The 12,494-nt window shown below is 73.2% G+C and carries 11 protein-coding genes; 2 read left to right on the top strand and 9 right to left on the bottom strand.

Going from position 1 to position 12,494, the window contains the following annotated elements; all coding sequences use genetic code 11:
* Positions 1–1,329: a glutamate-1-semialdehyde 2,1-aminomutase gene (gene hemL, locus ASC64_RS08340; protein WP_056907069.1), complete on the bottom strand. Its 1,329-nt coding sequence runs from the start codon at positions 1,327–1,329 to the stop codon at positions 1–3.
* A gap of 177 nt (positions 1,330–1,506) precedes the next feature.
* On the opposite strand from hemL, the gene ASC64_RS23085 reads away from it, so the two are divergent.
* Positions 1,507–2,694, top strand: a complete 1,188-nt coding sequence (locus ASC64_RS23085; RefSeq protein WP_156385093.1) for a lytic murein transglycosylase — start codon at positions 1,507–1,509, stop codon at positions 2,692–2,694.
* A 157-nt stretch (positions 2,695–2,851) separates the two neighbouring features.
* Here the strand turns inward: ASC64_RS23085 and hemB are convergent, their stop codons facing one another.
* The 8 genes from hemB to ASC64_RS08295 all read right to left on the bottom strand — a co-directional run bounded on the left by hemB (position 2,852) and on the right by ASC64_RS08295 (position 11,480).
* Positions 2,852–3,847, bottom strand: a complete 996-nt coding sequence (gene hemB / locus ASC64_RS08330) for a porphobilinogen synthase (protein ID WP_268788231.1) — start codon at positions 3,845–3,847, stop codon at positions 2,852–2,854.
* A 38-nt stretch (positions 3,848–3,885) separates the two neighbouring features.
* Entirely contained in the window at positions 3,886–5,541 is a 1,656-nt protein-coding gene (locus ASC64_RS08325; RefSeq protein WP_056907067.1) for a uroporphyrinogen-III synthase, read from the bottom strand.
* Positions 5,538–6,497 carry a hydroxymethylbilane synthase gene (gene hemC, locus ASC64_RS08320; RefSeq protein ID WP_056907066.1) on the bottom strand — a complete coding sequence of 320 codons (960 nt, stop codon included), beginning with the start codon at positions 6,495–6,497 and terminating at the stop codon, positions 5,538–5,540. Before hemC ends, ASC64_RS08325 begins: the two co-directional genes overlap by 4 nt.
* Positions 6,494–7,780, bottom strand: coding sequence for a glutamyl-tRNA reductase (locus ASC64_RS08315; RefSeq protein WP_056907065.1), 1,287 nt, complete (start codon positions 7,778–7,780; stop codon positions 6,494–6,496). Before ASC64_RS08315 ends, hemC begins: the two co-directional genes overlap by 4 nt.
* A complete protein-coding gene (locus ASC64_RS08310) occupies positions 7,777–8,451 on the bottom strand; it encodes a redox-sensing transcriptional repressor Rex (RefSeq protein WP_056907064.1) in 675 nt (224 codons plus the stop codon). Before ASC64_RS08310 ends, ASC64_RS08315 begins: the two co-directional genes overlap by 4 nt.
* Before the next feature lie 183 nt (positions 8,452–8,634).
* A complete protein-coding gene (locus ASC64_RS08305) occupies positions 8,635–9,603 on the bottom strand; it encodes an MsnO8 family LLM class oxidoreductase (protein WP_056907063.1) in 969 nt (322 codons plus the stop codon).
* 57 nt (positions 9,604–9,660) lie between these two features.
* The gene (locus ASC64_RS08300) at positions 9,661–9,897 is read right to left on the bottom strand and encodes a glutaredoxin family protein (protein ID WP_056907062.1); all 237 of its coding nucleotides are present in this window, start codon (positions 9,895–9,897) and stop codon (positions 9,661–9,663) included.
* 20 nt (positions 9,898–9,917) lie between these two features.
* On the bottom strand, positions 9,918–11,480 hold the full coding sequence (locus ASC64_RS08295; RefSeq protein WP_056907061.1) for a class I adenylate-forming enzyme family protein: 1,563 nt from the start codon (positions 11,478–11,480) through the stop codon (positions 9,918–9,920).
* Positions 11,481–11,532: 52 nt separating this feature from the next.
* Between ASC64_RS08295 and ASC64_RS08290 the strand changes: the two genes are divergently transcribed.
* Complete coding sequence (locus ASC64_RS08290) at positions 11,533–12,420, top strand: HAD family hydrolase (protein WP_082550298.1); 888 nt, start codon at positions 11,533–11,535, stop codon at positions 12,418–12,420.
* The last annotated feature ends 74 nt before the right edge of the window (positions 12,421–12,494 follow it).

Below are 12,494 nucleotides of genomic sequence, written 5' to 3'. Positions count from 1 at the left end.
TCAGTGACCTCCTGCCGCGGCGGCCGCGCGTGCGGCTCCCGGTAGCGCGTCGAGGACGGTGGACACCGCCCGGTCGTCGTGGGCCGCGGACACGAACCACGCTTCGTACGCCGACGGGGGCAGGTAGACGCCCTGCGCCAGCATCGAGTGGAAGAAAGCCGCGTAGGCGGCCGTGTCCTGGGTGCTCGCCTCGGCGAAGTCGCGCACCGGGGCGTCGCGGAAGAACACCGAGAACATGGTGCCGGCGGTCTGGACGGCGTGCGGCACGCCGGCCGCGGCGAGGGCCTCGGCGGCTGCCGTGCGGATGGTCTGCGCGGTGGCGTCGAGGTGGGCGTAGACCTCCGGCGTGGCGAGACGGAGCGTGGCCAGGCCCGCCGTCGTCGCCACGGGGTTGCCGGAGAGCGTGCCGGCCTGGTAGACGCGGCCCTCGGGCGCGAGGTGCGCCATCAGGTCGGCGCGGCCGCCGAAGGCCGCAGCCGGGAAGCCGCCGCCCATCACCTTGCCGAAGGTCATCAGGTCGGGCGTCCAGCCCTCGACCAGGCCGTCTAGGCCCCAGCCGCCCTGCTCGGTCGCCCGGAAGCCGGTCATCACCTCGTCGCTGATGAACAGCGCGCCGTGGGCGCGGCAGGTCTCGGCGAGGAAGGCGTTGAAGCCCGGCTCCGGCGGGACGATGCCCATGTTGCCCGGCGTGGCCTCGGTGATCAGGCAGGCGATCTGCGGGCCGTGGGCCTCGAAGGCGGCCAGCACCGCGGCGCGGTCGTTGTAGGGCAGGACGAGCGTCTCCCCCGCCGAGCTGGCGGGCACGCCGCTCGTGCCGGGCACGGCCAGTGTGGCGACACCGGAGCCCGCCTCGGCGAGGAGCGCGTCGACGTGGCCGTGGTAGCAGCCGCTGAACTTCACGACGAGGTCGCGACCGGTCGCACCACGCGCCAGCCGGATCGCCGACATGGTGGCCTCGGTGCCGGAGGAGACGAAGCGGACGCGCTCCACGGGAGTGCGCCGGACGATCTCCTCGGCGAGCTCCACCTCGGGCTCGGTGGGCGTGCCGTAGGACGTGCCGCGCGACACGGCGTCGACCACTGCGGCCTGCACGTCGGGGTGGGCGTGACCCAGGAGCATCGGCCCCCACGAGCAGATCAGGTCGACGTAGTCGTTGCCGTCCACGTCGGTCAGCCACGCCCCGGAGGCGGAGGTGATGAAGCGGGGGGTGCCGCCGACCGCGTTGAACGCCCGGACCGGGGAGTTCACGCCGCCCGGGGTGACGGCGCGCGCACGCTCGAAGAGCGCCTCGCTGGCCGCAGTCGTGGAGGTGGTCGTCGCGGGGGTCACCGAGTCATTGTCACGTAGGGGTGCAAGGCAACCCCAACCGGCGGCCGATCGTGGTCCGGGATGTGCTCCGGACCACACGTGACCGGGGCGTAACTTGTGACCGGTGCCACTCGTTGGGTGTTTCGTCTGTGCCCGGAGGGGGCATCATGGCAGCAGATGACCAAGGGGAGATGCACGATGTCGAGTTCAGGCCGGCTTCACCGGGCGACCGCGATCATTCCGCTCGCCCTGCTCTCGGCTGCGTGGACCGCGAGCCTCGCCGGCGTGGGCGCCGGCACCGCGAGCGCCGACCCGGACGGCTCCGGCACGCTCCCCGACGGCACCGTCCTGCCGACCGCCGCGATCGAGGCCCCGGCCAGCGTCGGTGACGCCGTCACCCGCGCCGCCGCCCTGACGCCCGGCGCCGCGAGCAGCATCCCCCAGGCCGCGCTCGCCGCCTACCAGCGCGCGGAGGCGGTCATCAACCAGGCCGACAAGAGCTGCAACCTCCCGTGGGAGCTGGTCGCCGCCATCGGACGCGTCGAGTCCGACCACGGTCGCTACGGCGGCAACTCGCTCGACGGCAAGGGCGTCGCGCGCCCCGGCATCTACGGCGTCGCCCTGAACGGCAAGAACAACACCCAGGACATCAGCGACACCGACGCCGGGCAGTACGACAACGACACCCGCCACGACCGGGCGGTCGGCCCGATGCAGTTCATCCCCTCGACCTGGTCGGTCGTGGGCGTCGACGGCGACGGCGACGGCACCCGCAACCCGCAGGACATCGACGACGCGGCGCTCGCGACGGCGGTCTACCTCTGCTCGGGCGAGGACGACCTCTCCGCCGAGAAGGGCCAGCGCGCCTCGGTCTACCGCTACAACCACTCCAACGCCTACGTCGACCTGGTGCTGGAGATCATGCAGGCCTACATGGACGGCGACTACAGCGCCGTGCCGACCTCCACGACCACCTCCGGGGTGATCACGCCCCAGGTCACCGGCAACGGCACCGGCGGCAAGGGCCAGCACGGCACGAAGGGCGGCAAGGGCGGCAAGCACGAGCCCACCGCCACCTCGAAGCCGAGCCCGACGACCAAGCCCACGCCGACCCAGACCCCGACGCCGACCCAGACCCCGACGCCGACCCAGACCCCGACGCCCACGCAGTCGCCGACCCCGACGAAGGACCCGACGACGCTCCCGACCGTGCTGCCGACGACCACGAGCACCACGCTCCCGCCGCTGCCGGTCCCGACGACCGTTCCCCCGGTGCTCACGACGACCGAGGCGATCGCGCAGTGCGTCGCCCAGGGCGTGGTCGACAACCCGCTCACCGCGGTGAACGAGCTCACGGAGTGCGCCAACCGCCTCCTCAGCCCCTGACCCGACGCGTGCTCCGTCGCACCGCCCTCGCGGCTGGCCGGGACCAGGATTGAATTGACCTCAAGTCAAGCCCGGATCGCCCCCAGTACCCCAGCCCCCGCTCTCGGCGCCCGACGTCTTCAGGGGCGCCGAGCACGCGCGAGCGCAGCGAGCGCCATCAAGGACGGAGGAGGCGGGCGGCTTCGGAGGCCCAGTAGGTGAGGACCACGTCGGCGCCGGCGCGGCGGATCGAGGTGAGGGTCTCCAGGATGGCGGCCTCCCGGTCGATCCAGCCGTTGGCGGCGGCCGCCTCGACCATGGAGTACTCGCCGGAGATGTTGTAGGCGGCGACCGGGACGTCGACGGCGTCGCGCACGCGGCGTACGACGTCGAGGTAGGCGAGCGCGGGCTTCACCATCACGATGTCAGCGCCCTGCTCCACGTCGAGCAGCACCTCGCGCACGCCCTCGATCGCGTTGGCCGGGTCCTGCTGGTAGGTCCGGCGGTCGCCGACCAGCGAGGAGTCGACGGCCTCGCGGAAGGGGCCGAAGAAGGCGGAGGCGTACTTCGCCGAGTAGGCCATGATCGAGACGTGGCTGTGGCCGGCCGCGTCGAGCGCCTGGCGTACGACCGCGACCTGGCCGTCCATCATCCCGCTGGGCCCCACCATGTCCACGCCGGCAGCGGCCTGCGCGAGCGCCATGTCGGCGTAGGCGGCGAGCGTCTGGTCGTTGTCGACCTCGCCGTCAGGGGTCAGCAGGCCGCAGTGGCCGTGGTCGGTGAACTCGTCGAGGCAGAGGTCGGACATGACCGTCAGCTGGTCACCGACCTCGGCGACCGCGTCGGTGATCGCGAGGTTGAGCACGCCGGCCGGGTCGATGCCGCCCGAACCGGTGGCGTCCTTGTGCTCGGGGATGCCGAACAGCATGACGCCACCCAGGCCCAGCTCGGCTGCCTCGTTGACCGCGGCCTTGAGGGAGTCGCGCGAGTGCTGGACGACGCCCGGCATCGAGGAGATCGGTCGCGGCTCGTCGAGCCCCTCCCGCACGAAGACCGGCAGCACCAGCGAGCTCGGCACGACCGCGGTCTCGGCGACCATGCGCCGCAACGCGGGCGTACGGCGCAGCCGCCGGGGCCGCAGGACCGGGACCTGCACCTGCTTCTCGTCCGTCACGCATCCATCCTCTCCGGGCGCCGATGGGCGCCTGACGACTACTTGGCGCGGGCCTTCCGGCGACCGGACGCGGTGCGCTCGCTCGGCCGGGTGACCGGCTCGCCGGCCTCCAGCATCGAGAGGCGACGCGTGGCACCGAAGTCGGCGAGGGCGTCGACCAGGACCTCCACGTCGGGCGTGGGCGCGAGGACGTCGACCCGCAGGCCGTGCTCCTCGGCGGTCTTGGCCGTCTGCGGACCGATCACCGCGATGATCGTCGAGGGGTGCGGCTTGCCGGCGATGCCGACGAGGTTACGCACGGTCGACGACGAGGTGAAGACGACGGCGTCGAACTTGCCGGTCTTGATCGCGTCGCGCACCGGCGCCGGCGGCGGGGTGGCGCGCACGGTGCGGTAGGCGGTGACGTCGTCGCACTCCCAGCCCAGGTCGACCAGGCCGGCGACCAGGTTCTCGGTGGCGATGTCGGCCCGCGGCAGGAAGACCCGGTTGATCGGGTCGAGCACCTCGTCGTAGGGCGGCCACTCGGCGAGCAGGCCGGCCGCGGACTGCTCGCCCGAGGGGACGAGGTCGGCACGCAGGCCCCAGGCCGAGATCGCCTCGGCGGTCTTGTCGCCGACAGCGGCGATCTTGAGGCCCGAGAAGGCGCGGGCGTCGAGGCCGTACTCCTCGAACTTCTCGCGGACGGCCTTCACCGCGTTGACCGAGGTGAAGGCGATCCACTCGTAGCGGCCCTCGACCAGGCCGCGGACGGCCTTGTCCATCTGGAGCGGGTTGCGCGGCGGCTCGACCGAGATGGTCGGCACCTCCTCGGGCACCGCGCCGTACTCGCGCAGGCGACGCGAGAGCGAGCCGGCCTGCTCCTTGGTGCGGGGCACCAGGGCGCGCCAGCCGAAGAGCGGCTTGGTCTCGAACCACGACAGGGTCTGGCGCAGGTCGACGACGTCGCCGATGACCGTGATCGCCGGCGGGGCGATCCGGGCCGCGCGGACGTCGGCGGCGACGGTCGCGAGGGTCGAGATGAGCGTCTGCTGCTCGGTCGTGGTGCCGACGCGGGTCATCGCGACGGGCGTCTCGGGCGAGCGGCCGGCCTCGATGAGGGCGGCGGCCGTCTCACCGATGGTGCCGACGCCCGACAGCAGCACGAGCGTGCGGTCGTCGGCGTAGACGCTCCAGTCGATCTTGTCGCCGCACGTGACGACGGCCATCTCCTTGTGGCGCTTGGTGGTGAGCGGGATGCCGGCGTAGGCCGGGACCGCGCTGACCGAGGACACGCCGGGGACGACCTCGAAGCCGACGCCCGCCTTGACGCACGCCTGCGCCTCCTCGGGGCCGGAAGCGTAGAGGAACGGGTCGCCGGTCATCAGGCGGACCACGCGCTGCTTCTTGCCGTGGCGTACGACGACCTTGGCGCGGGCGGCGTGCGTCAGCGGCTGGCCGTCCTCGCCGAAGCCGCCGTCCACGATCTCCGGGCCGTCCCACTCGCCGTCCGGGCCCTCGGCCAGGCCGAGGACCGAGCGGACCAGGTCGACGTGCTCGGGGGCCTCGGTCACGATGACCTCGGCGCTCCGGAGGAGCTCCACGGCGCGCACCGTCAGCAGGCCCGGGTCACCGGGCCCACTGCCGACGAACGACACCCACCCCGGGGTCGCCCCCTTGTCCTGGCTGCTGGCCTGCGGGGTCTGTACTCGCGTCATGCGTGCTGATTCCTCACTGGTGGTCCCTGTTCACGTGCTGCCGTCATCAGGTCTGCTGCTCCCTCGTCGAGCATCTCGCTCGCAAGGCGTGTTCCGAGTCCGGCGGCGTCGTCGACCGAGCCGGTCGCGCTCATCCGCACGGACAGTCCGCCGTCGGTGGAGAGGGCCACGGCTCGCAGCCACAGCTCCTCACCGTCCTCGCCCTCGACGACCTCGGCCAGCGCACCCAGCGGGGCCGAGCAGCCGGCCTCGAGGGTGGCGAGCACGGCGCGCTCGGCCGTGACCGCGGCGCGGGTGGCGGCGTCGTCCAGCTGAGCCAGGGCGGCGACCAGCTCGGCGTCGCCGCTGCGGCACTCGACCGCCAGCGCACCCTGGCCCGGGGCCGGGAGCATCTGGAGCGGGTCGAGGACCTCGGTCGCCTCGCCGAGGCGACCCAGCCGGGACAGTCCGGCGCGGGCCAGCACGATCGCGTCGACCTCGCCCTCGCGGACCTTGCGGATCCGGGTGTCGACGTTGCCGCGGATGCCCTGGAGCTCCAGGCCGAGGCCGAGCGCGGCGAGCTGGCTGACGCGGCGCGGCGAGCCGGTGCCGAGCCTGCTGCCGACCGGCAGCTCGCCGAGGGTGAGCCCGTCACGGGCCACCACGACGTCGCGCGGGTCCTCGCGGAGGGGGATCGCGGCGAGCGCGATGCCCTCGGCGGGCGTGGTGGGCAGGTCCTTGAGCGAGTGCACCGCGACGTCGACGCGGCCCTCGAGCAGGGCGTCGCGCAGGGCGCTGACGAAGACGCCGGTGCCGCCGAGCGTGGCCAGCGGGGCCGAGCTGCGGTCGCCCTCGGTCGAGACCTCGACGAGCTCGACGTCGCGGCCGAGCCGCTCGCGGATCATGTCGGCGACGTGGCCGGACTGGGTGGTGGCCAGCGCGGAGGCGCGGGTGCCGAGGCGCAGGGGCTCGTTCATGACTGTCCCTCCGCCCGGGTCATGGCGTCGACGGCATCGGGGTCGAGGCGGAACAGCTCGGCCAGCGCGGCGGTGTAGGACACCGCCGGCTCGGCGTCGGCGAGCTCCTTGACCCGGACGGTCGGCTCGTGGAGCAGCTTGTCGGCGACCCGCCGCACGGTCTGGAGCACCTCGGCGCGGGTGGCCTCGTCGAGACCCGGCAGCCGGGTGGCCAGACGCTCCATCTCGGCGTCGACCACGGCGGTGGCCATCGAGCGCAGTGCGACCACGGTGGGCGTGACGCTCGCCTGGCGTCGTACGGCGAGGAAGGCGGCGATCTCCTGGCCCACGATGGTGCGTACGTCATCGACGCCGGCAGTCGCCTCGAGGCCGCGCAGCTCCTCCGCGAGACCGGCGAGGCTGATCAGCTCCACGCCGGGCAGCTGGCCGACGGCGGGCTCCACGTCGTGGGGCAGGGCGAGGTCGATGACGGTCAGCGGACGGTCGCTGCCGCCGCGCACGGTCACCACGTCGGCGAGCCGGACCAGCGGCTCGAGGGCGCCGGTGCACGAGACCACGATGTCGGCCTCGGCGAGCTCGGTGGGCAGCGCGTCGAGCGGCACGGAGGCGGCGCCGTACTCGGCGGCGAGGCGGTCGGCGTTGCCCGTGGTGCGGTTGAGCACCGCGATCCGGTCCGCACCCCCACGGGAGAGGTGGGCGACGGCGAGCGAGGCCATGGCGCCGGCTCCGATGACGACGGTGCGTGCGCCGGCGACCGGGACCACGCTCCGCTCGAGCGCGGCGCTGACCAGGGACGGCGCCGCGCGGTCGATGTCGGTCTCGGCGTGGGCCCGCTTGCCGACGCGCAGCGCCTGCTGGAAGAGGGTGTTGAGCGCCGGCCCGACGGTGCCGTGCTCCTGTCCGACGCGCAGCGCGTCACGGGTCTGGCCGAGGATCTGGCCCTCGCCGACGACCATCGAGTCGAGCCCGGCCGCGACCTGGAACAGGTGGGAGACCGCACCCTCGTCGTAGTGGACGTAGAGGTGTGGCAGCAGCGCCTCGGTGGACTTCTCGGCGCGGGCCACGAGCAGCCCGGAGAGGTCCTCGACGCTGCCGTGGAAGCGGTCGACCTCGGCGTAGACCTCGAGGCGGTTGCAGGTGACGATGGCGGTGGCCTCGCTGACGTGCTCGCCGGCCAGTACGTCGGTGATCAGCTTGACGGTGCCGTCGGCGTCGAGGGCGAGCTTCTCGAGGAGCTCCACCGGCGCCGACTTGTGGGAGATCCCGACGACGAGAACGCTCATGACACGACCTCCGATCCGGGGGCGACCGCCTTGCGCTGCTCGTGGTAGGCGAGGATCTGCAGCTCGATGGACAGGTCCACCTTGCGTACGTCGACGCCGTCCGGCACGGACAGAACGGTCGGGGCGAAGTTCAGGATGCTGGTGACACCGGAGGCGACCATGCGGTCGGCGACGTCCTGGGCGGCGACCGCCGGGGTGGCGATCACGCCGATGGAGACGTCGTGCTCGGCGACGATCGACTCGAGGTCGTCGAAGGAGCGGACCTCGAGACCGGCGACGACCTCGGTGTGGCGGCGCGGGTCGGCGTCGAGCAGGGCGACGACGCGGAAGCCGCGGCTGCGGAAGCCGGAGTAGTTCGCCAGCGCGTGGCCGAGGTTTCCGATGCCCACGATGACCACGGGCCAGTCCTGGGTGACGCCGATCTCGCGGGCGATCTGGTAGCGGAGGTACTCCACGTCGTAGCCGACGCCGCGGGTGCCGTAGCTGCCGAGGTGGGAGAGGTCCTTGCGGAGCTTGGCGCTGTTGACGCCCGCCGCGGCCGCGAGCTCCTCGCTCGAGCACGTGGTCGTGCCGTCGTCCGCGAGGCCGGTCAGGGCACGCAGGTACACGGGAAGCCGCGCGACAGTCGCCTCGGGAATGTCCCGGGCAGAGTCGGGTGTCCGTGCGGTCACAGCTTGCTTCTCTCCAGCCAGGTGACGGGGATCGCCTGACCCGGTCACTGTAGGAGTTTGTGAACGGGAGAACAAAACGTCGACGAGCGGGCTAGCACATGTGAGAAGTCACACCCGCGCCGGGGTCGTCGCCGACTTGCGCAGAGACCGTCCGAGGGCGTAACCGGTGCCCGCGCGGAGCCCTCATCGCAGCACCTCCCGCAGCATCCGGTCCGAGACGAGGAGGGCGTCGCGGTCGGTGGTGGACGAGCTCGCGAGCAGCTCCTCGGCACCGCTGCGCGCCACCAGCTCCTCGATGCGGCGGCGCACCGTGGCCGGGTCGCCTGCGACGGTCCGGTCGAGCGTCTCCTCGACCCGGCGGCGCACCTGGCTCGGCCACGACGCGTCGCGGATCGCGGCGATGCTCTCCAGCGGCGGGAACTCGCCCGTCCGGCGCGAGCGCGCCATCGCCCACGCCTCGGGCAGCGCGAGCTCGCGCGCGGTGCGGTCGTCGTCGGCGACGAGCACGTCGAGGGAGACCGTGACCCGTGGCTCGCTGCCGCGGTGCGGGCGGAACTCGCGGCGGTACGTCGCCAGCGCCGCCGGCAGGTCGGCGGCGTCGAGGACCGGGCCCCCGACCACGACGGGCAGCCCGAGGCGGGCGGCCACCTGGAGCCCGCGACCGGTGGCGAGGAGGTGCATCGGCACCGGGCGGCCGGTGGCCGGGCGGGCCGTCACCTCGGCGGTGCCCTCGAGGTGGCCGCGCAGCTCGAGCAGGTCGTCCTCGAAGGTGTCGCCGTCCTCGTGGTCGCGCCGCAGCGCGCGCCGCACCGGCGGGGTGAACCCGAGCGAGCGGCCCAGGCCGAGGTCGACCCGTCCCGGGTGCAGGGCGTCGAGGACGAGGAACTGCTCCGCCACCACCAGCGGCTGGTGCAGCGGGAGCATCACGCCGCCCGACCCGATCCGGATGGTGTCGGTACGGGCGCCGATGGCCGCGAGCAGCACGGCCGGGGAGCCGGAGGCGATCCCGGGGACGGCGTGGTGCTCGGCGACCCAGAACCGGTCGAAGCCGGCCTGCTCCGCGTGCACCGCCCGCGCCACCGTCGCCGCGAGCGCCTCGGCGTCGGGCACGCCGTCGCGGGTGCGGGACCGGTCGAGGAGGGAGACCTTCACCTGTCCCTCAACGCCGTGGCGGCCGTCGGGCTTCCCCGTGCCCGGGGCGGGGAGGCGTCAGGCCAGCGCGGCGCGCAGCCGCGCCTCGTCGACGCGCCAGAAGTCGTGCTGGCGGCCGTCGACGAAGGTCACTGGGACCTCCTCGCCGAAGCGGTCCTCCAGGTCGCCGTCGGACTCGATGTCGACCTCGTCGAAGGACTCCCCCAGGTCGGCGCACACCCGCGCGACCACCTCGCGGGCGTCGTCGCAGAGGTGGCACCCGGGTCGGGTGTAGAAGGTGACGCGGGCGCTCATCGGGTCACTCCCTCGGGTGTTCATTCCAGGATCCCGAGGGCGCGACGCCGCTCGATCCCGCGCAGCCGGCCCTTCTGCACCTTGCCGGTGACGGTGAGGGGCAGCTCGTCGACCACCTCGATACGGCTCGGCTGCTTGAAGCGTGCGAGCCGTACGAGGGTGTGGGCCCGCACCGCCTCCTCGAGGTGGGTGCGCGCGGCGCCGGCAGGGACGACGTAGGCCACGACGGCCTCGCCGGTGTCCGGGTCGGGCACGCCGATCACCGCGGCATCGGCGACCCCGTCGACCTCGCGGATCACGTCCTCGACCTCGGTCGGGTAGACGTTGAACCCGCTGACGATGACGAGCTCCTTGACCCGGTCGACGAGGAACAGGTCGCCCGAGGCGTCGAGCAGCCCGACGTCTCCCGTGGCGTACCAGCCCTCGGCGTCGGGACCGTCGGCCCCGTCGGGCCAGTAGCCGCTGAAGAGGTTGGCGCCGCGGATCTGGATCTCGCCGGGGTCCTCCCCCTCGACCTGGTGCCAGGTCTCGTCGACGAGCCGGATCTCGATGCCGGGCAGCGCGGCACCGACCGAGCCGGGGTGGTCGTCGCGGCTGCACAGCGTGCTGGTCACCACCGGTGAGGCCTCGGTGAGCCCGTAGCCCTGGTGCACCGGGATGCCCGTGATCGACGTGAACTGCTCGATGACCTCGGGCTCGAGGGGCGCCGAACCCGACAGCACCAGCCGGACGGGACCGAGCCGCTCGCGGAGGTGCTCGTCGGGGAGCCAGTGGGTGAAGACGGGCGGGGCGATCGGCACCACGCTGCACGCCTCGTCGTCGATCAGGTCGAGCACCGCCTGCGCCTCGAACTGCTCGACGAGCAGCAGCCGCGCTCGGTGGCGCAGCACACCGCCGAGCACCGCGTTCAGGCCGTAGACGTGGAAGAGGGGCAGCACCCCGAGCACCACGTCGTCGCCGTGCATCATCGGCGGCTCGACGGCGGCCACCTGCTCGATGTTGGCCAGCAGTGCGCGGTGGCTGAGCATCGCGCCCCGCGGGCGACCGGAGGTGCCGCTGGTGTAGAGGATGGCGGCCAGCTTCTCCGGGTCGGGCAGCGGAGGCACCGGGCGTACGACGTCGGCGCGCAGCGCCTCGAACGCGAGCTCGTCGGGGCCGGGCGCGGCGCCGGTCACCACGACGATCGGGACCGCGGGGGGCTCGGGCAGCTCAGCGAGCTCGGCCAGCGCGGCACGCACGACGGAGAGCGCGGTGTCGTCGACGACGACGAGCCGGGTGCCGGAGTCCGCGATCATCCGGGCGACCTCACCGGGCGTGGAGCGCGGGTTCACCGGGACGGCCACGACCTGCGCGCGGAGCACGCCGAGGTAGGCAGTCACGAACTCGATGCGGTTGCCCACCACGATCATCACGCGCTGTCCGGCGCGGATCCCCTGCGCGCCCAGGCCGGTCGCGATGCGGGCGACCTCGTCCTCGAGCGCGGCCCAGGTGAGGGTGCGGCCGCCGCTCTCGACGAGCGCCTGCCGCTCGGGCACGTCAGCGGCGGCCTCGGCCACGAAGGCGGAGATGTCGGTGCGCTGCATGCCGGGATCCTTCCACAGCCCATCCCACCGATCCCGCCGATAGGGTGAGCTGGTGACCCCGTCTGAGCGATCGCGCCGGCTCGACCTGAAGCTGCGCTCGGTGCTCGCGGGAGAGGCCGCGGCTGCCTCGGCCGAGGTCGAGAACGCCCTCTCCACACCCAGCGACCCGGCCGCGGCGGCGTTCTTCGACGTCGACAACACCGTGATGCAGGGCGCGAGCATCTTCCACCTCGCCAAGGGACTGCACCGGCGCCAGTTCTTCACCACGCGCGAGATCGCGTCGGCCGCCTGGAAGCAGGCCTACTTCCGCATCGTCGGCGTCGAGGACCCCGAGCACGTGGCCCAGGCCCGCAGCTCCGCGCTCTCGTTCATCGCCGGGCACACGACCACCGAGCTCGAGGAGCTCGGGGAGGAGATCTTCGACGAGGCGATGGCCCACCGGATCTGGCCTGGCACCCGGGCGCTCGCCCAGCTCCACCTCGACGAGGGCCAGCGCGTCTGGCTGGTGACCGCCGCGCCCATCGAGATCGCGAGCATCATCGCCCGCCGCCTCGGTCTCACCGGCGCCATGGGCACGGTCGCCGAGCACGTCGACGGCGTCTACACCGGGCAGCTGGTCGGCGACCTGCTGCACGGGCCGGCCAAGGCCGAGGCGATCCGCGCCCTCGCCGAGCGCGAGGGGCTCGACCTCGCCCGGTGCTCGGCGTACTCCGACTCCAGCAACGACCTGCCGATGCTCTCGATGGTCGGCGACCCGTGCGCGATCAACCCCGACGCCCGCCTGCGTGCCCACGCCCGGGCCAACGGCTGGCGGATCCACGACTACCGCACCGGGCGCAAGGCGGCCCGGGCCGGGCTGATGGCCGCCGCGGTCGCCGGCGCGGTCTCCGGGGCGGTCGCTGCCGGGGTCAGCGTGAAGGCACACCGCCCACCCTCCTGACCGACGCGGGCTGTAACTCGTAGTTACTCGCGGGTTCACAGAGTGCGGGATCGCGCCTATCGTGGAGACTGCAG

The organism is Nocardioides sp. Root122, assembly GCF_001425025.1.
Classification (GTDB): domain Bacteria; phylum Actinomycetota; class Actinomycetes; order Propionibacteriales; family Nocardioidaceae; genus Nocardioides.
This window is presented reverse-complemented; position numbering and strand designations above follow the sequence as displayed.

Bases quoted from the DNA above. Each gene is read 5' to 3' on its own strand.
- ASC64_RS23085 (WP_156385093.1), top strand. From the start codon at position 1,507: ATGTCGAGTTCAGGCCGGCTTCACCGGGCGACCGCGATCATTCCGCTC.
- ASC64_RS08325 (WP_056907067.1), bottom strand. From the start codon at position 5,541: ATGACGCGAGTACAGACCCCGCAGGCCAGCAGCCAGGACAAGGGGGCG.
- hemC (WP_056907066.1), bottom strand. From the start codon at position 6,497: ATGAACGAGCCCCTGCGCCTCGGCACCCGCGCCTCCGCGCTGGCCACC.
- ASC64_RS08315 (WP_056907065.1), bottom strand. From the start codon at position 7,780: ATGAGCGTTCTCGTCGTCGGGATCTCCCACAAGTCGGCGCCGGTGGAG.
- ASC64_RS08300 (WP_056907062.1), bottom strand. From the start codon at position 9,897: ATGAGCGCCCGCGTCACCTTCTACACCCGACCCGGGTGCCACCTCTGC.
- ASC64_RS08295 (WP_056907061.1), bottom strand. From the start codon at position 11,480: ATGCAGCGCACCGACATCTCCGCCTTCGTGGCCGAGGCCGCCGCTGAC.